Origin of the sequence: Legionella saoudiensis (assembly GCF_001465875.1) — a bacterium.
Lineage (GTDB): Bacteria > Pseudomonadota > Gammaproteobacteria > Legionellales > Legionellaceae > Legionella > Legionella saoudiensis.
Map to the genome: position 1 here is coordinate 119,549 of NZ_LN901321.1, position 23,826 is coordinate 143,374.

Below are 23,826 nucleotides of genomic sequence, written 5' to 3' on the forward strand. Positions count from 1 at the left end.
CCATGGCTCGCAATGACGAAATTTACATATCTCATGAACGCTTACAGATAATTTCACGAGGTATGTTGAATTGCCACCATTGCTTTTCGTGAGCATTCATGAGAATCCCATGTTTATAACTTAGAGCCCTTTCGAAACTACTAAAGGATTACTTTCAGTATGCTCAGATGAGCCGAAGGGGCCGATATTTTTCCCAGTGATGCGGTACTTAAGGTAATCAATAAGGTGTAGGATAATATTTAATAAGTTTTTAGTGTTATGCTTTTCAAATTGTACCCAAGTTCTTTTCCTACCCTCAGCATCTTCGGTTACCCCAAAAAGAACTTCTTTTGAAATTGGATAAGAAAGAGAATATTGCTGGGTTACTGAATGGTGGGAGGAAACTCGTTTGCTAATGCTTAAGCTAAAATGTGTGACTAACTCGTCATAAAATTTACCATCATCGTCTAAATTCAGATGGCCACCGTTTAACATTTCTTGTAATACATCCTGAGCATGAGCAGGGTCTGTTGCATAATCAGAATTAAGGTGTAATGCAGCAATTAACCGCAGCAAAAAGTTAATCTCTTCAAAACTAGTCTCAATATGATACTGTTCCTTTTGTAATCCTGCATGGATGTATTTGAGCATATCCTTATACTTAGTTTCAATTTTGTCGAAAAATCTAAATAGATTAGAATAATTGGACATAGTGCTCTCTTTTTTATTAGCTGTGCCAATTGTAGCAATGCTAAATTAAGAGAATATTAATTATTATCCTGGGAAAAAATAGATTGTTTGATAAAGATCCTGGTTGCAAGCAACCAGGAAATAGGAGAGATTACTCGGCAAACATAGAACTAACTGATTCTTCTATATTCACGCGTTTCATAGCCTGCGCTAACATGTCAGAAAGGCTGACAACACGAATTTTATCGCAAGTACGAGCTTCTTCTGATAAAGGAATCGTATCGGTAATTACAACCTCATCAATGTGTGAATTTTTAATGTTTTTGAGTGCGGGGCCTGATAAAACGGGATGGGTAATATAGGCTCTAACACTTTTGGCCCCGCTTTTCTTTAATTCATGAGCTGCCGAGCAGAGTGTTCCTGCGGTATCAACAATATCGTCAACAATAATGCAGTTTTTATTGGCTGGATCACCAATAATATGCATTACTTCAGATTTATTAGGTCCGCTACGACGCTTATCAATAATTGCCAATTCAGCAAGTTCAATACGCTTAGCAACAGCGCGAGCTCTGACCACACCACCTACATCCGGTGATACAACCATAACATTTTGTAAATTTTGGGCGGCAATGTCTTCAAGCAGCATTGGCGTTGCATAGACGTTATCTACTGGCATGTAGAAAAAGCCTTGAATTTGATCCGCATGCAGGTCGACTGTAAGAACACGACATATACCTACAGAAGCCATCATATCGGCAACAATTTTTGCCGTAATAGGGACACGTGCAGAACGTACTCGTCTATCTTGTCGTGCATAACCAAAGTAGGGTACTACTGCAGTAATACGCGATGCAGAAGATCTTCTTAAAGCATCGGCCATAGCAAGCAACTCCATCAAATTATTATTTGATGGGGCACAAGTCGACTGAATAATAAATACATCCCGTCCGCGAACGTTCTCAAGGATCTCAACCATGGTTTCGCCATCGCTGAACGTGCCAACCGTAGCTTTGCCTATGGGGATCTGTAAGTGGGAAGAAATTTTTTGTGCTAATTCCGGATTCGCGTTACCGGCAAATATCATCATTGTGGACATGTGTAAAAAGCCTTAGATCTAGGTTCATCGTTTAACTTAAACACATAGCAGAAGACAGCCAAAAAGATATTATTATTATTTGAGCACCAACGAAATGCATCCTTCCAGGTTATCTTCTGCTGTCTGTTTACTTGTGAATCAACAAGAAAGTGGCAGGGGTGCTAGGATTCGAACCTAGGTATGCAGGGATCAAAACCCTGTGCCTTACCGCTTGGCGACACCCCTAAAAAATTGCAGATTCTATATAAAAACTTCCATAAATTATAAAAGCTTCCATCCTTGCGATGTGGGGGTATTTTGCAGTGGTTTTATTAACATGTCAACTTTGAAAGCAATAATTTTTATAATTTTTTTTTATTTATATCTTACATAGGCTCTTGCTTGTTAAATTAGTTCAATTTGAATTCAATGCGCGCGTCAATGAAGCCTAGAACTAAGGATTTCCCGAAGAGGATCCATGTTATTGTGTATATCTTCTTCAGGAAATTCTTTTATTACGAGATAAGGGTCTCGTTTGTTTGAGAGGAGCTTATTTTAAATAGCCCAATTTTTAATAACAACTTTTACCATCACACCATTCCCGTCTAAACGAACCATGCCAGGAAGAGCAACTCCTTTTACGGAAGTATAGTTGCCAAAGGTAATGGTATAACCGCTTTGCCTTAACATCACCAGATTATTAGCTGCATCACGTTTTTCGGAACTTACTTTTCCAGGGGCTGGGAGACCTCTAACCCAATAATAGAGGTTACTTACAGGAAGCCTTACCCCTGTTTGTTTTAGTAATAATTCATCGGCATTGGTGGATGTAATTCTCTTAGGGCCATCTTGAAAGGTAATCGTGCCTCCCTTTTTATTAATAAGAACTGCTCCTGCTCCTAAAGGGCCCATCAAACGGATTTGATAGGAGTTAGGCCCGTTTTGTGTCCAATGCATTGCTGCAGACCAACCTTTTGATTTATTTTTTGCTGCTAAGGCACCACGAATTTCCCAAGAGGAAACGGTTTCGGCTTTTGCGGCATGCTGCTTTTCTACAGGAGCTTTTTCTGCGGGCGCTTTTTCTGCTGGTGCTCCTTTAGGTAGTGCTTTGGTTACTTTGCTTGGCTGCTCTGGCATCATTACCGGTGGCCTTGGGGGCGCACAGGCGGTTAATAGAAAAATAGGAAGCACAATAAAACGTTTTAAATTATCCATACTCACCTCGGTCCGTGATCTGGTAAAGCATTGCATCCTACTGTTTTACCAGGATTATTATAGTTTTTTGTACAACAATACGCTAGACTGGTCGTCTTAGCAATCAGTCTTAAATCATATGAAAACAAAAGCAATATATCCAGGCACCTTTGATCCGGTGACTAACGGTCATGTGGATATTATAGGACGAGCCGCGAAAATTTTCCCTGAACTTATTGTTGCCGTTGCCAGTAATAAGGTAAAAAAACCATTTTTCTCCTTGGAAACCCGAATACGTCTTTTACAGGAAGCGGTAGCAGACTTTCCCGGGGTGCAGGTTATGGGGTTTGATAATTTATTGATCGAGTTCGCCCAAGAACAAAAAGCGACAGTTATTTTGCGTGGTTTACGTGCTGTTTCCGATTTTGAATATGAGTTTCAGCTTGCGGGGATGAATCGTAAGTTACATCAGAATATTGAAACTATGTTTTTAACACCATCAGAACATGCTATGTTTATTTCCTCCAGTCTCGTTCGTGAAATTGCGAATTTAAATGGAGAGGTTTCTCAATTTGTTCCTCCCTGTGTGGCGAAAGAATTACAAAAGAGACAGAAAGAATAATGATTTACAATAGAAAAAAGCCAAAGCATTTGCTGTGGTCTGCAGTATTAGTTGTCAGTTGTTTACTTCCTAGTTTTAATACCCATGCGAAAAAGACGCACAGTCACCCGCCTGGATATGCCGTTGCTACAGCTAATCCTTTGGCGACTAATGCCGCGCTAGATATTTTAGCTCATGGTGGAAATGCTTTTGATGCCGGGATTGCCGCAGCAGCGGTATTGGCCGTTGTTGAACCTTATCACTCAAGTTTAGGTGGTGGTAGTTTTTGGTTATTGCATCAAGAAAGTACCCGCTCCAATGTATTTATTGATGCACGTGAAACAGCACCGTCCGCCGCTCATAAAGACATGTATTTAAATGCCGCTGGAGAGGTTGTTCCTGATTTATCCTTAAATGGAGGTTTGGCTGCCGCAATCCCTGGGCATCCAGCTGCGTTGGCTTATCTGGCAAAGCATTATGGTCGTTTACCATTGAGTAAAACATTGGCCCCTGCAATTAAATTAGCTCAAGACGGTTTTTTAGTTGATAAGCAACTTAGTCATTTTTTCAACATGGAAGGTCGAATTGAACAGCTTAGAAAATACCCTGCAACAGCAGCAATATTTTTAAAAAAAGGACAACCTTATGAAATTGGTGAGCGTTTAGTGCAAACCGATTTAGCTAATACGTTGAAGCGTATTGCTGAGCAAGGCGAGAAGGGCTTTTATACTGGAGAAATTGCGCAGCGCCTAGTAAAAGGTGTTAATGCCGCGGGAGGGCAATGGACCTTATCCGACCTGGCTAATTATCAAGTAAAGCTTCGAGAGCCCCTAGTCGGTGCTTATCACAATATGCTTGTTATTACGGCTCCGCCTCCTTCGGCAGGTGGAATTGCTTTATTAACAATGTTAAATATTTTATCGCATTATTCGTTATCTTCTTTGCCTAAGGTGCAATGGGTGCATTATTTGACGGAGTCTATGCGTTTGGCCTATTGGCAACGTGAAGAGTTTTTGGGCGACCCCGATTTTGTGTCTGTGCCTGTAGAAAAATTAATCTCTGCTGAGAATGGGAAACAATTAAAAGCATTAATTCCTGAGAATAAGGCAATCTCAAGTAAGGTATTACAGGGAGCCGCCCAAAGTTCTACTAAAGAAAGCAATACTACTCATATATCTATCATTGATGCAGAGGGTAATCGTGTCGCAGCAACGATGACGGTCAATTTCATTTTTGGTTCCAGCGTAGTTGCTGAAGGAACAGGGGTGCTACTTAATGATGAAATGGATGATTTTACCTCTAAGGTAGGAGCACTAAACGTATTTGGTGTCGTAGGAAGTGAGAAGAATAGTATTGCTCCGGGCAAACGGCCGGTATCTACCATGACACCAACATTTCTTGAATTGCCAGGGCGGGTTGCCATTTTAGGCACACCTGGAGGGAGTCGCATTGCTACAATGGTTTTGCTTGCTTCATTGGTCTTTCACGATGATTTTGGGGCAATTAGTATGGTTTCCGCAATGCGTTTTCATCATCAATTTCTTCCTGATTTATTGCAGTTTGAGCCAGATACTTTTTCACCGGCAACCCAAGAAGCGCTTAAGGCTATGGGGTATATCTTGAAGCCTTTAGGACAATATTATGGTGATATGCAAGCAATTACTTGGGATAAGGATACTAATATTCTTACTGCGGCATCTGATCCTAGAGCGATAGGTTTAGCAGCCAGTGTAGTTACTAGTGCTAGTGGGTATGGGGTGAAGTATTAGGCGGCTATTTAAATTAGCTAGCCTGGTTGCGAGCAACCAGGCTGTGTCTAAATTTTTTACTCACCAAGCAATGCCTTAATCGAATCATAAGTCTGCTGAATTAATTCCGCTTTGTTTTCTATGTTAAATGCGGTTGTATCAATAGGCTTACCTATATGTATTTCTGCTTCTTGATTTAAATGGATATTAAACGTGCGTGCTGGAAGGATATTATTAGCACCGCGAATGCCAATAGGAATAATCGTCGCCTGCGATTCAATGGCTGTAATAAAGGCCCCTTTCTTAAATTGAGCCAATGTGCCATCTTTAGAGCGAGTTCCTTCAGGAGCTACCCAAAGAACAATACCACTTTCCATTAATTTTTTGGCATAAGCTAAATCTTTAATCGCCTGATAACGATTTTTACGATCAATAAATGGAAACTCCGCTGCATGCATGGCTTTACCCATTAACGGAATTTTTGATAATTCTTTTTTTGCCAGCATTCGAATGGAGTGGTTAGGAAAAGCTTTAAAACCAAGAGGGATATCATAGGCACTGGAATGATTGCACATAATAATGGTGGCTTTTCCTGCCTCCGGTTGCACCTGATGGGGGTTAACCACTTTATATTTTACTTGGACACTATTGAGTAATTGATCAACCCAATGATGCAGTGCTTTATCAGTCCATGCTCGGGTAATGGTACTGAAATAGTATTTGTAAATACAGCGAATGCTGGTTACCGCTGTATAAAAAAACAAGGAACCAACGACCCATGCTGTTCTTATCTGGTTTATTTTCATTATCATTATGCTAAGTTAAATTAGTCGCTAATATAACTTAAGTCGTTACAATTGCCCAGATACCTTGTTCTCCGGAGGTACTATTTGGCAGTTGGGGCAAAAAGCAGAGCTGCGGCCTCCGATCATAACGGTTTGGATCGGATGTTGACATTCTATGCAGGGTTGATTTTTACGACCATAAACTTTAAGCGAAATACTGAAATAACCAGGTTTCCCATCAAACGCATAAAAATCACGCAGAGTAGTGCCGCCACTTTTTATGGCTTGCTGTAACACGGATTTAATGTGTTTTGCCAACAGATGATAGGAGGTTTCGCTAATGTTCTTGGCTGGAGTGGCGGGGTGAATATTCGATAAGAATAAGCTTTCTGTAGCATAAATATTACCTACGCCCACAACAATTTCATTATCCATGACCAATGATTTTATGGGTTTATTTTTATTGCGAGCCCGTTGATATAAATAATGACCATCAAAGGCCTCAGAAAGTGGCTCGGGGCCTAAGTGCATCAGTAATTTATGCTGATGCGGGCTTTCATCTATATAGATAAATAAACCAAAGCGTCGAGGATCGCAAAATCGCAATGCGTTTCCGTTGGCTAAATATAAAGTAATATGATCATGCTTATCGGGTAAACTGTTATGGGGAACAATCCGTAAGTGCCCTGACATTCCTAAATGAATTAAAAGGTATCCTTCACTTAATTGCAGCAGAATATATTTTGCTCGACGTGTGACCGCAAGAATTTTCTTTTTGGCACATAGCTCATTAATATTGAGGGGCACAGGAATTCGAAAACCATGGTTACGGACTTCGATGTTCCGGATGATTTGCCCTTCGAGGTGAGGTTTAATACCTTCTTTGGTGGTTTCAACTTCGGGTAGTTCAGGCATTATTTTTTATCGTCATGTTCAATAATCCTGCCCTGAGTTTTTTTTATAATGGTAGTTTTTTTAGGGCTGGGAAAAAGTAATTCTTTAACAACAGAGATGAGCCAAAGAGCGCCACCAATAATTAATCCCCAAATAACAACATAGGAAAACATAAACAACAGACCGATAAATAGAGCAATAGCAATTCCGGCAATAATAAATGGAATTAAGGTCTCAAAGATCTTTGGTACTTGAAATTTATTGTTCATAGCATTTTTCCAAAAAGTGTATATGATGAGATAAAGTTAATTATCGACTACATCAAGAAATGTTGCAACGGAATGAGTAAAAATGTGTTATCCTTATACTATACTTGAAGGATCTTATGTAAAACACTGCCACAAGCCATGTGTTTTGCCTATGGAAATGGCTTTTTTTCATAAACTAGCATTTGACGCGGAGTGATTATGCTTTTTGGTTATCTAAACCTGTCTTTTTGGGGGTATGTGGTTGCGGTCCTTGTTTTGACGCAAATTACTATTGCCGCAGTAACACTGTACCTACATCGCTATCAAACTCACCGAGCCTTAACGTTACATCCTATCGTTAGCCATTTTTTCCGTTTATGGTTATGGTTAACTACCGGAATGGTTACCGCTGATTGGGTTGCTATTCACCGTAAACATCATGCAACGACTGATGTTGAAGGAGATCCTCATAGCCCCGTAGTTATGGGCATTAAAAAAGTATTTTGGGAGGGGGCTGAGCTTTACCGTGCTGCGCGTAAAGATCGAGACATGGTTGCTAAATACTCCCATGGCACGCCAACTGATTGGATAGAACGAAATATTTACTCGCGTTATTCTGCTAGTGGCGTTGCTTTAATGTTTCTTATGGATTTATTCTTTTTTGGTCTGCCGGGAATAACAATTTGGGCACTCCAAATGATGTGGATTCCGTTCCATGCTGCAGGCGTGATTAATGGAATTGGTCATTACTGGGGTTATCGTAATTACGAATGTCGTGATGCCGCAACCAATATAATTCCCTGGGGATTTTGGATTGGTGGTGAAGAGCTGCATAACAACCACCATACTTTCGCATCCTCAGCCAAGTTTTCTGTGAAATGGTGGGAGTTTGATATTGGTTGGATGTATATTCGTATTTTATCGTTCCTTGGTTTAGCAAAAGTTAAAAAATTACCGCCTAAATTAGCGATGGATGCAGGTAAATTAAATGTAGATATTGATACGGTAAAAGCAGTTATTTCTAATCGTTTCCAAGTTATGTCTAATTATTACAAAGGCGTGATTCGTCCTATATTAAAGCAAGAGCGCATTAATAGTGATGACAGTAAAGAAACAAAAAAAATGTTTGCTCGTGCCGGCAGCTTATTACGCCGTGAAGACTCTTTATTAAGCTCTAAAGCGAAAGTGCGTTTGTCTGCTTTATTAGAAGCACGAGAGCAATTACGTTTAGTGTATGCTTACAAACAATCGCTACAAAATGTTTGGTTAAAAACAGCCGCAACTCAAAAGGAGTTGATTGAAGCACTGCAACAATGGTGCCGTCAGGCTGAGGAGTCTGGCCTTGAAGTACTCAAGCAGTTTGCGCAGCAGTTAAAAGGTTATGTTCCTGTTTATCAAACACATTAGTTTGATTTCCTCTGCAGCCTGGTTGCCCGCAGCCAGGCTGCAAAATTCTTTATAATCCATTTGCTTACCTCTAAACTTCTTCTATACTCAAAATCCTTAGAAAGGTATTTTGCGGTTTTTAATAATAGTAGTAATATGCTAATTGGAGTAATAACAGGGAGTTATTTATGACTAAGAGTGTTGCAATTGTTACGGGTGGTACTGGAGGAATTGGTACTGCAATTTGTCAGCGTCTTGCTGCAGATTATCAAGTAGTTGCGTGCTATTTTAAACATGGTCGGCATGAAGAAGCCAAGCAATGGCAAGAAGAACAAAAAAAATTAGGTTTTGATATCGACATTATCTATGGTGATGTAGCGCAATTTGCTGATTGTGAAAAAATAACGGCGCAAATGATTGAGCGTTATGGACGCATTGATGTATTGATTAATAATGCAGGCGTTACACAAGATTGCAGTTTAAGAAAAATGTCCCCGGAACAGTGGCAGCAAGTTCTCGATGCCAATTTAACCAGTGTTTTTAACATGACTCGTAATGTGATCCCCCATATGTTGGATAAGGGATATGGCCGTGTCATTAGTATTTCTTCTATTAATGGACGTAAAGGCCAGTTTGGTCAATGTAATTACGCCTCGACCAAAGCGGCATTATTTGGTTTTACTAAGAGCTTAGCTTTAGAAGTAGCCAGTAAAGGGGTTACCGTAAATACCATATCGCCTGGATATATAGAGACGTCAATGCTAACTGGGCTTAAACCAGAGGTTCTTGATGCAATTATTGCTAATATTCCTGTTGGACGTTTGGGCAAACCTCAGGAAATTGCTGACGCCGTTGCTTTTTTTGCCTCTCCTGCCAGTGGTTTTATGACTGGAGCAAATTTGGACATTAATGGCGGTCAGTACATGTAATTTCTCTTCGCAAAATCTTGCAGTGAAACGCCTCAATTAGAAAAGAATGACTCCCAAAGTTGTTACTCTTGGGAGTTAAGTCTATGCTTAATTTAAGTAAACCAACAGTAGAGAGTCCTATGCACAGTCACAACGTTGTATTAATTACTGGGGGTACCGGTGATATCGGTACTGCAATCGCAAAACAATTAAATGCATCTTCTAAACATGTATTTGCCCTCGATCTTGCTTCTAAAGAGCATGGTATCGCCTGGGAAGAAGAACTGCGAGAAGCAGGTTATCGAAATATAGCGTTTCGGCATATGGATGTAAGTGATTATGATCAATGTGAAAAAACCATCCATTCCATTATGAAGGAGTTCGGTGATATTGATGTCTTAGTGAATAATGCCGGCATCACTCGTGATGCGGTATTTACTAAAATGACAAAACAGCAATGGGATGAAGTGCTGCGGGTCAATCTTGATGGGATGTTTAATGTAACTCGTCAGGTCGTAGAGAATATGAGAGAACATGAATCAGGAAGAATCGTTAATATTTCTTCGGTAAATGCGCAAAAAGGTCAGTTTTCTCAAGCAAACTATGCCGCCTCCAAAGCAGGTATCTATGGATTTACCAAAAGTTTGGCACAAGAGTTAATGAGTAAAAATATTACCGTAAATAGTATTTCTCCTGGCTATGTTGATACGCGTTTAATGAAGGGGATTCGCCCTGACATTTTGGAATCAATTATTGCGCAAATTCCTGCAAAACGCTTAGCACAACCTGAGGAAATTGCATGGGTAGTTGAGTTTTTAGTTAATGAGAAGAGCAAATACATTACAGGTGCCAACCTGAGCGTTAATGGTGGACTTCATATGTATTAGAAATTGTTCTTTAATTAGTATTAACAAGTTACCTGTTCTTCCCAATACAACTTTTTGATAAGATGGAGTATTGGGCTGAGAACAGATAACTCAGACTAGATCAATATTCATGAGAACGCTATGACTCGATTAATAAAAAAATATAAAAATCGTCGACTTTATGATACAGAAACCAGCCAATACATAACTCTCGAAGAACTGCAACGTTATGTTGTGGATGGGGTTCAATTTAGCGTTGAAGATTCTATGACTGGAAAAGATTTAACAAATACCATTTTGCTCCAGATTATTGTCGAGATGGAAGCCGGGGCAAATCAATTCTTATCCTCAGCCATTTTGCGCCAAATCATTTCTTTAGCGAATCATCCAATGCATGCTTCATTAAAAAAAATGATGGAGCAAATGTTTATGGTTATGGAAAAGCCATTACAAACTAACCCTTATACTCAAGCTACGGAAAACTGGAATCAGCAAATGCAAACGATGATGCAGCAGTGGCAGTCTTTATTTAAGTCTTAAGATATTTTTCCACCATTATTGCTGGAATCTGTCATTGCCCGCATTGCTAAGACATAGGATGCGCTAATGACTATCTTAAATCTTTTCGATAGGCAGGCCTTTCCTAAATGGGGCACGAATTAATACGCGCTATTCTTCGCGCTCCTTTCTCGAAAAACCTCGCCGGTGATGTTTTTAAGAAGCTTAGGATGGTGTTACTAGGCCGGCTTAATTCCTAATTATGTTGCACTGCAAAAAATAATTTTCTAAGGCATTGACAACAATGTTTACAATATACTATTATTAAATTGTGCGATGCAACATAATAGTGGAGAATATCATGAATCAACCTAATTTTGAAAAATGGAGCGATATGGCTAAAAAGTTACAAGAGCCTTTCCAAGCCATCGCTGAATTAAATGTTAAAACATTACAAGGTATTACTTATATTAAACCAGAAGAACTTGCTAATATAAAAAAGCCTGAAGAATTATTAGAAAAACAAATTAATTTGGCTGTTGAAAACGGTCATAAGGCTTTGGATTACATGCAAAAATCTTTTCAAATTGTTGAAAAGGCAATGTTAAGTCTGGTAGAGGAAGCTAAAAGAACAACATCTGATAAGCACTAATTATAAGTTTGTATCTTCTTGAAAAGCCGCTGTTAAGCGGTTTTTTTTGAGTTTAAACACTAGCTTATTATTAAGGCTCTAATAAACCACCTCATGCTGCGTTGCAGCAAAATAATTAGTTAATTAGTTGACAGAAAACGAGATCATATACTATTATTAAATTGTGCAATGCAACATAATGTGGAGACTATTATGAACCAACCTAATTTTGAAAAATGGAGCGATATGGCTAAGAAGTTGCAAGAGCCACTTCAAGCCATCGCCGGGTTAAATATAAAAACAATGCAGGCAATGACTTACCTAAAGCCAGAAGAACTTGCTAAGATTAAAAAGCCTGAAGAGCTATTTGAAAAGCAAATTAATTTGGCTGTGGAAAATGGTCATAAGGCATTAGAGTACATGCAAAAGTCTTTTCAAATTTTTGAAAAAGCGATGTTAGGCTTGGTTGACGAAGCTAAGAAAGCTTCATAGATTAAAAAGACGTAGCCTTGATTACGATATGTGCATCAAGGCTATGCTTTTAATACTACACTTATAACCCCCAATAACGAATATCTTTTCTTAGCTCTGAAGAATGAGCAAATACTCCTGGAATATCAATAAACACACCGTTTTCAACGAGTTTATTACTCATCTTGTACGCACCAAATTGAATAAACTCTTCATGGGCTTGGCAAAGGACAATTGCATCACATTGCTCTAACTCGTCTAAATCAATCCAATTCATATCCATTTTTTCATGAACGACTAAAGGGTCGCAGGCGAGAACATTGATGCCCATAGTTTTAAGATTATCGTATAAGTTAATTGATAAACTATGGCGTATATCATTAACATTTGCCTTAAAGCTCATGCCTAAAATCGCAATTTTAGCATTAGATACCAGTATTTTTTGCTTAATGAGCAAGGTAGTTAATTTATTAATTATAAAATAATAAAATTGTTGATTCGTTTGATAGGCACAGCTTATTAAATTGTGAATACAATCGGAGGTGCTGGCTTGGTAAATCAAATAATAGGGGTCTTCAGGAATGCAATGTCCTCCAACTAAACCTGGAGTATAGGGGTGGAAGTTGGATTTGGTTTTTGCAGCCTCCAATACATCATGAAATGGGATTTCCAGCTTATCCATGATCTGAGCAAATTCATTCATCAGAGATATATTAACACTGCGTTGGATATTTTCCAGGAGCTTACTAGATTCAGCCACTTCAAGGCTTGAAGCGCTATGCAGTTTTATCCCAGGAATTGATTGGTAGAATTGTTCTACTTTTTTCAACGCTTGTTCGTTTTGTCCTGAGATGACACGGACTGAAGTATTGAGTTGGGTCAAATGTTCATCCCCAGGAACGATACGTTCTGAGGCGTAGCCCACAAAAAAATCAGTACCGCTTGTTAATCCGCTGCGTGCATTAAGAATGGGGATTAATAATTCGCGAGTTGCACCGGGGAATACCGTTGATTCTAAAATAACGAGATCTCCCCTTTTTAAAACCTTAGCAACAAGTTTTGACGCGGTTTTTAATGGACGCAGATCGGGAATTTTGTGTGAGTTTATGGGGGTGGGTACAGAAATTAAATAACAATTTGCTTCTGTTAGTAGTTCTGGGTTGTAGGTGAAATTTATATTTTGGCTCTGAACTTCTGTAATTTCCATATTTTGGTCAACTCCAGAAGCAAGTTCCTTAATACGTTGCTCATTGATATCATAAGCAATCACTTTTATTCCTGCATTGGAGAGGGTAAGCGCACTGTGTAGACCGACATAACCAACCCCTATTATTGCAACGATTTGCGTCATAATGTCCCTTCCGTATGGCGTTCGTCTTATAGAAAGTATAGATTATATTTTATTAATTCTGTTTAACATTTGTTCGGCTACTGGTTTTATCAGATTACCAGGCGATATTTCATTAGGCACCATCCTCGGCGGCCTTACTATATTTACAATGCTCTATATAATACCTCTCATGGCAAATGTAAGTTCTAATAAAGCATTGCTAAGTCTCATTTAGTTAAGAAAAAATCGATAGTCTCTTGCAATCCTTCGGAGAATTTGGAGGTTGCTTCAAAGCCAAAAGCATGCATCTTTTCAACAGAGCCTAGCGAATGCATAATGTCGTAAGAACGTTTCGGGGCGTGTGTTGGATTAATATTTTTCCCCATTAGCTTGGTTATTTCCAATGCTAATTGACTGATGCTAATTCCTTTGCCTGTACATATATTAACAACCTCGCCATCAGCACTTACTTTATTCATTGCCTTAACTAAGGCATTAACCACATCATTGACAAAAATAAAATCTCTCGTTTGCTCACCATCACCAAAAATTACCGGAGACGAATTGCTTTTCAGCGCATTAATAAATTTAGTGATTACTCCGGAATAAAGCGAGGTGGGTGATTGTCTTGGTCCATATAAATTAAAGAGGCGCAGGCCCAGAGTTGGTAATTGGTAATTTTTCCCTAAAGCATAAGCATTTAATTCAACGGCCAATTTATCGCAACCATAAGAGGAAAGGGGCTTCACTAATTGGTTCTCTTTAAGGGGCAGTTGAGGCGTCTCACCGTACACAGCACAGGAAGACGTATAAACGACTGGAATATTACCCGCTTCAATGGCTAATTTAAAAACCACTAAACTTCCTTTCATGTTGGTGGCATGAAAGTGAAACCAATCTTCCATAGTCATAATTACTGAAGGAATGCCAATTAAATGAAAGCAACCCTCAATATTTTGGAAATAAGGGCGAACTTGTTCTTCATTAAGTATGTTAGTTTTAATTGTTCTTGCTTGTGGGTGTTCATAACTTCCCGTAGAGAAGTCATCGATGACTGTAACTTCATGTCCCGTTTTAATTAAATCATCAACCAAATGCGACCCAAGAAAGCCTGCACCACCGGTCACTAAATAGCGTCCCATTTTGTTATCCTTATATCGGGGTTATATAAGGGGGAGTATAGCCTAATCAACCATCATAAATATTTTAAAACTCGAGACTCTAAAGTTCCGATTTAAAAAAAAGAGTGCTGGTCTATGGTAAAAGCACGCTAGCAGATAGAAATAAAATTGTTATTACTAACGATTCTCCCCATGCTGCTAGCGTATTCTCATTTGTCATTCCATTTTCCACGCAGGCAATTTGTTTGGTATAAGCCTTTGAGTAATGAGTTTATTAACTCTTGTGCTGCGGTAGTCACGGCAATACGACTTCCTCGGCTTGAACTGCCTACTGCAGTCCATACGACGCGTTCTGTTTTCAGATCAATTAGTTGCAAGGCAATCCCGACAACCGGTTCCCCATCAAGGCCGATTTTGTAAGTCCATTCGTTAACGCTTCCGGTCATGGCATAACGAGCATGAACGCGGCGAGCCCATTTGAGTAGAGCTGCTCTTGTTTGGACCTGATTCATCCCAGGAAACAAAACTCTTCCTGACATGCTATTTTGATAAATCGCAAGGTGGCAAATGCCTTTGGATTCTAAAACCGAAGCGGTTATGGACATGGCTCGCTCATCGGCAAGCGGAGTTTCGGTATTATTTACAAAGGGAATAACGGCTATTTTTTCACTCAGATTAATAGGAACGCATGAGCTGTAATTGACGATACTTTTGGTGCATGAAAAAAGAAAAGGCAAAGCCAAAGTTAGTACAAAAATCCATTTTTTTGTCACAATAAAAACTCCTGTTTGTTTAACTAAAAAATATCACATACCGAGCGCCAATCATATAATTTATTGCATTAGTTGTGGCAGCCGCTGAACCGTGCTCTATTTTTTCTCTGCGTTAGAATCCAAGCAGATCGCCTCAATGCTGGTTAGATTGGTGGTGCATTTGCCTCCATCTTTTAGATCATAGTGCCAACGATGTCTTGGACAGACTAAGCAACCATTTTCAATCCATCCTTGCGACAGATCCGCTCCCTGATGTTTGCAATATCTTAAAATGGAATACTGCTTTCCTTCATAATGAACAATGATGCGTTCTCGACGCTCTAGATAAGATTTCATTAGTTCACAAAGCCTGCCAATACTGTTGGCATCTAACGTAATAAAGCCATGGATTAAGGTATTATACAAATCGGGTTTACGAGACAATTTTACCCTAAAGGTCAAAGCAAAATCGGGCCAATTAATTTCCTTTTGCAATACTTTATGTACTTGCCAAGCGGGTGCTTCGATCAAGTAATAATGGTGAGGGTCGGTGATGGTTTTGACCTTGGTTAAGCTTTTTTCTTTAAAATTAATCTGGTACATCCAATCATAATCTTGGATTTTCCAATAAAGAGGAACGGTTACCGCTTCATGAACTAATTTTAAGCCTTTAATTTTTTCCTCTAAATCTTTTTGTAAGGCCAAAAAAACCTGCTGTGGGTTTATGTGATTATTTTCAAGCTCACGCTGATAAAAATAATTAGTGTAATCAGCTGCATAAGTCTGCACCGTTTCATAAAAGTCAGCATCGTTGAGGCGCTTGGGTGCAAGATGAACCCATTGAGATGTCACCACATCCAGAGCATCGCCTGGCATAACCTCAGGCCATTGGGTATTTGAATTTTTACAACGCTTATTTAAAAACGTAATAAGTTCAGGAGCCCTGGGAAAAATATTAATTGGCTCAAAGTTTTTATGGATAAGCATTGGGTCAAGAAAGCAGGGAGGCCCGGCAGAGGGAAAATAAAAAGTAGGTTTTACGATTTCGATCGCGCGTGCCGTGAGTTCAAATTTGACGGTTTTTTTGCTTAGGGATATTTTTTCGTAAGTAAGTAAATCATAGTCATAGCAGGTTGGATGCCAAATGGCCCCAGAAAACTGGGCAGCAAAGACATCAATGGGGCCATACTCTTTAGTTATGTTTTCTAAGCGCTCGTTAATTTTGCAGTCGTTAATATTAAGAAAGCTCTTGGAGTTTGCTTTGATAAGGACCGCAGAATCGCATTCAAGTTCTGAGTCAATAACGAACATAGTGAAACTGGTGCCATCTTGAAATATCAGGTTTTCCTGGTCTTTTAATTCAATAATTTGTTTACATTGATAATTTTTTTGCAGTAAAGTTTCTTTGACAATTGGGTGTTGAAAATCGGCCAAAATAAAGGAGAAGTCTCTATTTTCAAGCGCGTTTAAAAAGGGAAGGTCAAAATGGTCTTTGTGTTCATGGCTGATGTAGAGGTATTTTTCTTTTTCGCTGTTATTAAATAAATTAATAACATATTGAGCCATGTGATGGTTTCTTGGATATTGAAACCAAGAGGAATCAAAAGCCCCAAATGCGGATAACCAAGGATCTAGAACGATAATCGTTGAGGTGGTTTCTACGCAAAATCCTGCATGTCCTAAATAAGTTATTATCATTTTATACCTATTTGTTTAAAGTAGGCGGCAATATCTGCAATGGTCGTATCTATATTCCATTTATAAGTATAGTGGGTCAGGCGCAAGAGTTTGCTAATGTCTGGTTTGCGATCGGCGATGTAGATAAAGTCATTATGATAAACCTCACTAAAGGGAATATGGGTGATGGTCGATTGGCTAGTACAAATTTTTTTTATCTTTTTTGCCAAGGTGTTAATACTTATGTCTTCATTGAAACCCACATTAACAATTTCGCCCACGGAGGCTGAATTGTTGGCGAGTCGATCAATTAAATTAACGGAATCTTCTACATTGCAGAAAGATCTTTTTTGCGTGCCATCACCAAATACAGTAATGGGATCATTATGCAGTGCTTGCTTAATTAATCGTGGCACCACCATACCGTATCGCGATAATTGATTGCGTCCAACGGTATTAAAAAGTCGAAGGATAATCGTTGGGATTTGATGCTTATGCCAAAAAGATAAGCCGATGGATTCATCACTAAGTTTGCTAATTACATAAGAAGCATGGCTGGTAATACTACTTTCAATAATCAATGGGGTATTCTCGCTCATGGTTTTATGTTGATTACCATAAACCTCGGAACTGGATGCGATAAGCACTAGGGGTTTACTACCGATGGAACGAATGGCCTCCATAAGCTTTAAAGTAGCAAAAATATTGCATTTTAAGGTTTCAACGGGGTGGTTTAAAACGTGAAACATACCGACGACTGCGGCCATATGATAGATTCTATCAACGCCCACTAGCGCTTGAGTAAGTCCTTTCCATTTAAGCAAGTCTTTTTTATAAAAAGTAAAATTAGATTGTTGTTGTAATGCTTTGATGTTTTCAATCCTACCGGTGGATAAATTATCAATAACAATAACTTCATCTCCTTTTTGCACATGATATTTTGCTAAGTTCGAACCTATAAATCCAGCACCGCCAGTTATTAGAACACGCATCATGATCTCCAACGCTTCATATCGTTTTGTCGAGTCCTGAATTTTTGCAGGATTTCGGTGAAGATATTTTTTTGCTGATTGTTAAATAAATTAATTAAATTATAGTCTAAGGTTTTTTAAATTTAATAAGTTATGGCGATTAGGAAATTTCTATCAAATCATCTAGCCTGGAGAAAACTTCGCCCGAAAGTAATTATTTAAAATCTAGAAAAAACTTTTTAAGTTGCGGGCAAGAGGTTACAATGTACTTTTTATCAGGGATGGTGTTTTCTCTATTACTAAGGGCTGTTTATATCCTCGATACAGGGGCATTGAGTGATCATTTTTCGTTATTTAGCTAAAGAAGTGTTCGTCACTTTGGTTGCGCTAACATCCATACTCGTTTTAATTTTTTTGAGTAATCAATTAATTCAATATTTAAATCGGGCAGCTTCAGGAAGTATTCCCGGAGTTATTATCATGAAGTTGATGATGCTCGAACTACCCACTTTGCTCAGCCTGTTGGTTCCCTTAGGCTTTTATATTGCGATGCTTGTCGCTTATGGACGCTTATATGCCGAAAGTGAGATGACTGTGTTAAGAGCTTGCGGTTATGGCTCAGGCCAGTTGCTGAAACATAGTTTCATTATGGCATCAGTGGTTGCAGTTATCGTTGCTGCAGTAATGATCTGGGCTAGCCCATATATCTATATTGAGCGTGCCAAACTATTACGTACTACCGGGATTCAAACTTTAGTGCAAACCATCATGCCAGGGCGATTTCATGGGATTGATGATGGACAACAAGTTTTTTATGTGCAATCAATGAGTCGTGATCATACAAAGGCGGAACAAGTATTTTTGGCAAAACGCAGCACTGATAAAGATAAAGTTCGTTGGGATGTTCTCTGGGCGGATAAAGCCTATGCTGAAACTGATACCAAAACAGGGGAAGACTATATTATCCTGCAAGATGGTAAAGAGTATCAGGGAACCCCTGGACATGCCAATTACCAAATAGCAGAGTTTGGGGAGTACAAAGCACGTTTGCCTCACCCAATTGTTAAAATCAGTGATGATTTGCGTACATTCAGCACTGCCAGTTTATGGCCATTAAATAATCCCGATCGCGGTAAAGCAGCGGAATTACAATGGCGCCTATCGGTACCATTAATGGTGCTCACCCTTACTTTAGTTGCGGTACCTTTAAGCCGTATTAATCCACGTTCAGGTAAATATGCTAAGTTATTCCCGGCAATTATTATTTACATCCTCTATGCCAACTTGATGTTCATTGGACGTAATGCAGTTGTTTCTGGAGCGGTTCCCCAATGGATAGGGCTGTGGTGGATTCATCTTCTCGTAGCGGCTCTGGGGTTATTCCTAATCTGGCGTAATCAGGTGAAATTAGCATGAACCTTCTCGATCGTTATATTGCAAAAACTGTTCTTATGTCCATTGGGATGGTTACCTTAATGTTGGTAGGGCTGCAGATTTTCATTTTATTTGTTGACCAGCTTGGTGATTTAGGGCGAGTTGATTATGGAATTATGCAAGCTGCATTTTTTGTTCTTTTGCAAATGCCTTATCAAGTGTATCTATTCTTTCCTATGGCCAGTTTGCTAGGCTGTTTGATTGGCTTAGGTATTATGGCCAATCACAGTGAATTGGTGGTGATGCGCTCTTCCGGAAAATCGATAATACAAATTACCGGCGCAGTTTTAAAAGCATCTGTTCTCTTAATTGTTCTCGTTACTATCTTGGGTGAAACGCTCATCCCGTTTCTATCCCATTATGCCAATGATTATAAAACGGCTGCGGTAAGTGGTGGGCAAACATTAAGAACTTCCAAAGGCTTCTGGTTACGTAATAATAATGATTTTATTTCTGTAGGCCAGGTTCTTCCAGGCTATGTATTGCATGATATATACCAGTTTCGTTTTGATGCTCAGCATCATTTAAAGGTTGCCCGTTTTATTCGAGAGGCTAAATACAGCAATCAAGCCTGGATGGCTTATGACGTGCAACAAACTGAATTTGGGGAGGACCGCACCGTTGCACAGACTTTTGCTATGATGCCTTGGGATGTGCCGGTAAAACCTAAAATTTTAACCATTAGCAGTATTGACCCCGATGAAATGACCTTACGTGAACTCAATCGCTATATCCGCGAACAAAAGCGTAGTCATCAAAATGTGCATACTTATCAATTTGCCTTTCTGCAACGTATCGTTCAACCCTTTACAACGATGGTGATGATGGTCTTGGCGATTCCGTTTATTTTTGGGCCTTTGCGTTCTTCAACTATGGGGTCCAAATTATTGGTTGGTGCTGCGGTTGGATTTGGCTTTCATATTTTAAGTCGTTTTTTTGGACCAGTGAGTACCGTATTTCAATTACCCCCTGCTTTAGCTGCCTTAGGCCCAACGGTGATTTTTGCCGTGCTGGGACTCTATTTGATGACTCGGGTGCGGTAGGTTATAACGGCATTCACCTTTTTTGACGTCACATTTTATGCTTATAAAATGCCCTCATGATTTCCAGAGGTCACGGCGTGGCAAAACTAAATGCCTGGATAATTTGAAAATAGGTCCTGCTGAGCTTGAAATAATTCATCCGCTGCCTGCTCTAATTCGCCTAGGGTGACCTCCTCTGAGAATGGAAGGGGAGCGGGATTGATAGGACGATGCTCTTGCAATAATGATCGTGCCTCATCTATTGCCTCATGACAGATCTCATTAAATTCCTCATCACGGCTGAAAAAGGAATAGTGATTAAGGCTAATCCTTATTTGTTGATGGAGCTCTTCTGCTGCATCTGCCGCGTCTGCATGCCCCTCTTCTCTAAATACATGCTCATTATGCTCCATTGCGTTTAATAATTCGTTTAAGTTATTGGCGAAATAAAGAACTTTAATAATTCGCTCACTGATTTGCTGTACTTTATCTTTGTAAGATGCCATCTCTTTCTTATTTTTAGGAAAAGGAATGGTATCGATGAGTTCTTTAGTTATTTGATGATAAATATTATCGCTATTAAAACTATTGATATAATGCAATAAATCGTCTGAAAGCCGATGACGCATTATCATGTTTTGATACAAAGGATTAATTGCCGGTGTAGATGTTTGTGCAATTATGGAAAGCTGTTCTTTAATGAAACCAAAAACCTCATCGGCTAACTCGTTGGGAATTACTTTACATTGTAAATTTTTTGGTAATAAAGCTGTAATACGCGTAATCTCAGTCTCATCTGTACTGGAAATTAAAATTCTACGTATAGGGCAGTTTGCAAAAGCCTGCTCACCTATGGACCTCAATCCTGCAGGAAGAATAACGGTTTCCAGGCTATGGCATCCATAAAATGCCTTATTTCCAATCAATGTAACTCCTTGAGGAATTGTGATGATGGATAATTTCTTACAATATAAAAATGCTTCATCACCAATAGAAGAGAGTCTCGCGGGAAGGTTAATGCGTTCCAAATAATAGCAATGGGCAAATTCTCTTGGACCCAAAATAAACTCATCAGGAAGGTCGATAATTTTTAGAGCCGGACTACTGCATTCCCTAAGTACTTCTTCCCTAATAGAATCTTTATGGATAATAAGAGTTTCTAAACTATTGCATCCTCTCAATGCACCTCTACCAATAAAAGATCCCTGAGGAAGGATAAGTATTTTAAGTTTGCTACAGTCGGCTAAAGCTTCGTTACCAATAGAAATAGGGGTTTCAGGAAAAATAAGCGTTTCTAGCTCAGTGCATCCCGAAAATACCTGCTCATCAATAGAGCGAAAGCCCTGGGGGAATATGACTGTTTTCACCTTTGAAAAGGGCGGAAACGTATTTCTCCGAATGGAGGTGACGGAGGCTGGAAGGGTAAGTGAGCCATCCTCGTTTATATCATGTTCATCAACCCTGACTAGCACGGTATTATTTTCGATTAATTTCATATTATTTCTTCGCCCCTTCCATTAGAAGTACTAAATAAGCCATGCGAATTATAAATGATCAATGTTAAGGGGGGATTAAGAAACGCCTTGGTTAACTACTATAGACTACACAACCTGCCCAGCCGCCCATCCTGAGGACCAGGCCCATTGAAAGTTGTAGCCGCCAAGCCATCCAGTCACATCTAATGCTTCACCGATAAAATAAAGTCCAGGAGTTTCATTGGCCTCCATCGTTTTTGAGGAAACGGCATTGCAATCAACGCCGCCAATAGTTACTTCGGCGGTGCGATAGCCCTCTGTTCCATTAGGTTTTATTTGCCAGGAATTAAGTTGTTTAGCTACTTGCTCTAAATCACGATTGGCTAAATCAGCTAATTTCTTTTCTGCCAGGGGGGCTGGAGTAAATAACTCAACAACTCGTTTAGGTAGATAATTAGTTAAAATAGAATTTAATTGTTTATGTGGGCTGCTGGTTCTTGCGGCTTTTAAGGTTTCTAACAGGTTGATTTCGGGGAGTAGGTTAATATTAATGTGCTCTCCTGCATGCCAATAAGAGGATAACTGTAAAATTGCAGGACCACTTAAGCCACGATGGGTGAATAGGGTATTTTCGCGAAATTCAATGCGCTCATTTTTGGCTATGCTATCGACGCTAACCCCAGAGAGTAAGGCTATTTTTTCTTTTTCACTAACATCCAGTGTTAGTGGGACCAAGCCTGCGCGGGTAGGCCATATTTTCATGCCAAATTGTTCTGCCACTTTATAGGCAAAAGGGCTGGCGCCCATAGTCGGAATAGATAAGCCGCCACTGGCAATAACCAATGACTCACAATGGACTATTCCTTTTGAAGTATGCAACTTAAACTTTTGGTCTTTTTGAATTTTTTCAATACTGGTTTGTAACAGGATCCTACTTCCCGCATTATCACACTCTTTTAGGAGCATATCGACAATGTCCTTTGATTTATTATCACAAAATAATTGTCCTAGAGTTTTTTCATGAAAGGGTATAGAGTGTTTTTTCACCAGGGAAATAAAATCCCACTGCGTATAGCGTGATAAGGCGGATTTAAAGAAATGAGGATTATGGGAATTATATTTTTCAGGTTCAATGTAGTAATTAGTAAAATTACAGCGACCACCACCTGACATTAAAATTTTTTTGCCTACTTTATTGGCATGATCAAGTACCAGGACCTTACGATGCCGTTTGCTGGCTTCAATTGCACACATGAGGCCTGCAGCCCCTGCACCAACAATAATGACATCTACATCTTCCATACCTTAGGTACTACTCTAATTCCAGCGATAATTCTACTTTTCTATGCCAAATAACCTGTGCTAACTCCGTAATTTCACAATTAATGAGGAACGGGGTAGTGGAACTGGTATCTAAATTAGTACAGATCAAATTATAACGTCCTTCTTCAGAGCTGGGTCTTAATTTTCTTACCAGCGTTTCTCCTGTAATTAATTTTACAATACAAAAAGTGCCAATATAGTGATCTGCGTAATCTACAGGAACTAATTTACCACCAACATAATCGCCAATTGCATAAAAAGGCTGCATTGAGTCGTCGGTAATTACTGTAATAATTGGATTTTTATTTTCTGATTCAAAGAAATTAATCTCTCGCAAAATTGCATCTTTTTCAGCAATGGAATTAAGTGAGAATTTATTAATTGGCCTTGGAGGTAGCCCCTCGCCATTTATAAACCATTCAGGAGATGTGATCAGGCCGCAATCAAATAAGGTTTTCACATATTTGATCATACTTTTTTTAGGCACAGGGTATCTTCCGTCTTCCCATGCTTGAAGTGTTGCAGCGGAAAAACCGCATTTATCTGCAAACTCGCGCCTGGAAAAACCCAACTGCATCCTTACGCTTTTAAGGCGTTCTCCAACAATTTTATAAAGTTCTCTATTCAAATCAAATTCAAATTTTAACATGGAAAGAATATTAAATATTATGATAAAATTGGATAGCCAAATTTTATTTTTAATATTTATCCATTACAGTACATAATCTATTGTAATAAGTGGGC

Annotated in this window: 24 protein-coding genes and 1 tRNA gene; 10 read left to right on the forward strand and 15 right to left on the reverse strand. The window is 39.2% G+C overall.

The window, feature by feature from the left end; translation table 11 throughout:
* Positions 1-120: 120 nt before the first annotated feature.
* The 4 genes from BN3124_RS02940 to lolB form a co-directional block, all read right to left on the reverse strand.
* Positions 121-690 carry a hypothetical protein gene (locus BN3124_RS02940; protein WP_058533381.1) on the reverse strand — a complete coding sequence of 190 codons (570 nt, stop codon included), beginning with the start codon at positions 688-690 and terminating at the stop codon, positions 121-123.
* Positions 691-820: 130 nt separating this feature from the next.
* Positions 821-1,768, reverse strand: a complete 948-nt coding sequence (locus BN3124_RS02945; RefSeq protein WP_058533382.1) for a ribose-phosphate pyrophosphokinase — start codon at positions 1,766-1,768, stop codon at positions 821-823.
* Between the two features lie 150 nt (positions 1,769-1,918).
* A tRNA-Gln gene (locus tag BN3124_RS02950) sits at positions 1,919-1,993 on the reverse strand.
* A gap of 309 nt (positions 1,994-2,302) precedes the next feature.
* Positions 2,303-2,962, reverse strand: coding sequence for a lipoprotein insertase outer membrane protein LolB (gene lolB, locus BN3124_RS02955; RefSeq protein WP_058533383.1), 660 nt, complete (start codon positions 2,960-2,962; stop codon positions 2,303-2,305).
* Positions 2,963-3,080: 118 nt separating this feature from the next.
* Between lolB and coaD the strand changes: the two genes are divergently transcribed.
* Together coaD and ggt are read left to right on the forward strand one after the other, a co-directional pair.
* Complete coding sequence (gene coaD, locus BN3124_RS02960; RefSeq protein ID WP_058533384.1) at positions 3,081-3,563, forward strand: pantetheine-phosphate adenylyltransferase; 483 nt, start codon at positions 3,081-3,083, stop codon at positions 3,561-3,563.
* The gene (gene ggt / locus BN3124_RS02965) at positions 3,563-5,311 is read left to right on the forward strand and encodes a gamma-glutamyltransferase (protein ID WP_078061458.1); all 1,749 of its coding nucleotides are present in this window, start codon (positions 3,563-3,565) and stop codon (positions 5,309-5,311) included. Before coaD ends, ggt begins: the two co-directional genes overlap by 1 nt.
* Before the next feature lie 56 nt (positions 5,312-5,367).
* Here ggt and BN3124_RS02970 read toward each other — a convergent pair whose 3' ends face one another.
* Genes BN3124_RS02970 through BN3124_RS02980 form a run of 3 tightly spaced genes read right to left on the reverse strand, consistent with a single transcriptional unit; the run spans position 5,368 to position 7,238 of the window.
* The gene (locus BN3124_RS02970) at positions 5,368-6,096 is read right to left on the reverse strand and encodes a lysophospholipid acyltransferase family protein (RefSeq protein ID WP_058533385.1); all 729 of its coding nucleotides are present in this window, start codon (positions 6,094-6,096) and stop codon (positions 5,368-5,370) included.
* A gap of 45 nt (positions 6,097-6,141) precedes the next feature.
* Positions 6,142-6,990 carry a bifunctional DNA-formamidopyrimidine glycosylase/DNA-(apurinic or apyrimidinic site) lyase gene (gene mutM / locus BN3124_RS02975; protein WP_058533386.1) on the reverse strand — a complete coding sequence of 283 codons (849 nt, stop codon included), beginning with the start codon at positions 6,988-6,990 and terminating at the stop codon, positions 6,142-6,144.
* Positions 6,990-7,238, reverse strand: coding sequence for a hypothetical protein (locus BN3124_RS02980; RefSeq protein ID WP_058533387.1), 249 nt, complete (start codon positions 7,236-7,238; stop codon positions 6,990-6,992). The genes mutM and BN3124_RS02980 overlap by 1 nt, the downstream gene beginning before the upstream one ends.
* Positions 7,239-7,436: 198 nt before the next feature.
* On the opposite strand from BN3124_RS02980, the gene BN3124_RS02985 reads away from it, so the two are divergent.
* From BN3124_RS02985 to BN3124_RS03010, 6 genes are all read left to right on the forward strand, one after another.
* Positions 7,437-8,624, forward strand: coding sequence for a DesA family fatty acid desaturase (locus tag BN3124_RS02985; RefSeq protein ID WP_058533388.1), 1,188 nt, complete (start codon positions 7,437-7,439; stop codon positions 8,622-8,624).
* A 167-nt stretch (positions 8,625-8,791) separates the two neighbouring features.
* Positions 8,792-9,532: an acetoacetyl-CoA reductase gene (phbB, locus tag BN3124_RS02990; protein ID WP_058533389.1), complete on the forward strand. Its 741-nt coding sequence runs from the start codon at positions 8,792-8,794 to the stop codon at positions 9,530-9,532.
* Positions 9,533-9,651: 119 nt separating this feature from the next.
* Positions 9,652-10,398, forward strand: a complete 747-nt coding sequence (gene phbB / locus BN3124_RS02995) for an acetoacetyl-CoA reductase (RefSeq protein WP_058533652.1) — start codon at positions 9,652-9,654, stop codon at positions 10,396-10,398.
* Positions 10,399-10,518: 120 nt separating this feature from the next.
* Positions 10,519-10,917 (forward strand): polyhydroxyalkanoate synthesis regulator DNA-binding domain-containing protein, encoded by a 399-nt coding sequence (locus tag BN3124_RS03000; RefSeq protein WP_058533390.1) that lies wholly within the window; start codon positions 10,519-10,521, stop codon positions 10,915-10,917.
* 319 nt (positions 10,918-11,236) lie between these two features.
* On the forward strand, positions 11,237-11,527 hold the full coding sequence (locus BN3124_RS03005) for a phasin family protein (protein ID WP_058533391.1): 291 nt from the start codon (positions 11,237-11,239) through the stop codon (positions 11,525-11,527).
* 192 nt (positions 11,528-11,719) lie between these two features.
* Positions 11,720-11,998, forward strand: a complete 279-nt coding sequence (locus tag BN3124_RS03010) for a phasin family protein (protein WP_058533392.1) — start codon at positions 11,720-11,722, stop codon at positions 11,996-11,998.
* Positions 11,999-12,059: 61 nt separating this feature from the next.
* On the opposite strand, the gene BN3124_RS03015 is transcribed toward BN3124_RS03010, so the two are convergent.
* The 5 genes from BN3124_RS03015 to BN3124_RS03040 all read right to left on the reverse strand — a co-directional run bounded on the left by BN3124_RS03015 (position 12,060) and on the right by BN3124_RS03040 (position 17,852).
* Positions 12,060-13,328, reverse strand: coding sequence for a nucleotide sugar dehydrogenase (locus BN3124_RS03015; protein WP_058533393.1), 1,269 nt, complete (start codon positions 13,326-13,328; stop codon positions 12,060-12,062).
* A 206-nt stretch (positions 13,329-13,534) separates the two neighbouring features.
* A complete protein-coding gene (locus BN3124_RS03025; protein ID WP_058533395.1) occupies positions 13,535-14,449 on the reverse strand; it encodes an NAD-dependent epimerase/dehydratase family protein in 915 nt (304 codons plus the stop codon).
* A 188-nt stretch (positions 14,450-14,637) separates the two neighbouring features.
* Complete coding sequence (locus tag BN3124_RS03030; RefSeq protein ID WP_058533396.1) at positions 14,638-15,201, reverse strand: hypothetical protein; 564 nt, start codon at positions 15,199-15,201, stop codon at positions 14,638-14,640.
* Positions 15,202-15,297: 96 nt separating this feature from the next.
* Complete coding sequence (locus BN3124_RS03035; RefSeq protein ID WP_058533397.1) at positions 15,298-16,878, reverse strand: Rieske 2Fe-2S domain-containing protein; 1,581 nt, start codon at positions 16,876-16,878, stop codon at positions 15,298-15,300.
* Positions 16,875-17,852, reverse strand: coding sequence for an NAD-dependent epimerase/dehydratase family protein (locus BN3124_RS03040; protein ID WP_078061459.1), 978 nt, complete (start codon positions 17,850-17,852; stop codon positions 16,875-16,877). Before BN3124_RS03040 ends, BN3124_RS03035 begins: the two co-directional genes overlap by 4 nt.
* Positions 17,853-18,164: 312 nt before the next feature.
* On the opposite strand from BN3124_RS03040, the gene lptF reads away from it, so the two are divergent.
* Complete coding sequence (gene lptF / locus BN3124_RS03045; RefSeq protein ID WP_058533399.1) at positions 18,165-19,244, forward strand: LPS export ABC transporter permease LptF; 1,080 nt, start codon at positions 18,165-18,167, stop codon at positions 19,242-19,244.
* Positions 19,235-20,305, forward strand: coding sequence for an LPS export ABC transporter permease LptG (lptG, locus tag BN3124_RS03050; RefSeq protein ID WP_058533400.1), 1,071 nt, complete (start codon positions 19,235-19,237; stop codon positions 20,303-20,305). The genes lptF and lptG overlap by 10 nt, the downstream gene beginning before the upstream one ends.
* An 86-nt stretch (positions 20,306-20,391) precedes the next feature.
* Here the strand turns inward: lptG and BN3124_RS03055 are convergent, their stop codons facing one another.
* The 3 genes from BN3124_RS03055 to BN3124_RS03065 all read right to left on the reverse strand — a co-directional run bounded on the left by BN3124_RS03055 (position 20,392) and on the right by BN3124_RS03065 (position 23,731).
* Entirely contained in the window at positions 20,392-21,780 is a 1,389-nt protein-coding gene (locus tag BN3124_RS03055; protein WP_058533401.1) for a leucine-rich repeat domain-containing protein, read from the reverse strand.
* Positions 21,781-21,885: 105 nt separating this feature from the next.
* On the reverse strand, positions 21,886-23,061 hold the full coding sequence (locus BN3124_RS03060; RefSeq protein WP_058533402.1) for a BaiN/RdsA family NAD(P)/FAD-dependent oxidoreductase: 1,176 nt from the start codon (positions 23,059-23,061) through the stop codon (positions 21,886-21,888).
* Between the two features lie 10 nt (positions 23,062-23,071).
* Positions 23,072-23,731, reverse strand: coding sequence for a helix-turn-helix domain-containing protein (locus BN3124_RS03065; RefSeq protein WP_058533403.1), 660 nt, complete (start codon positions 23,729-23,731; stop codon positions 23,072-23,074).
* Positions 23,732-23,826 lie beyond the last annotated feature (95 nt).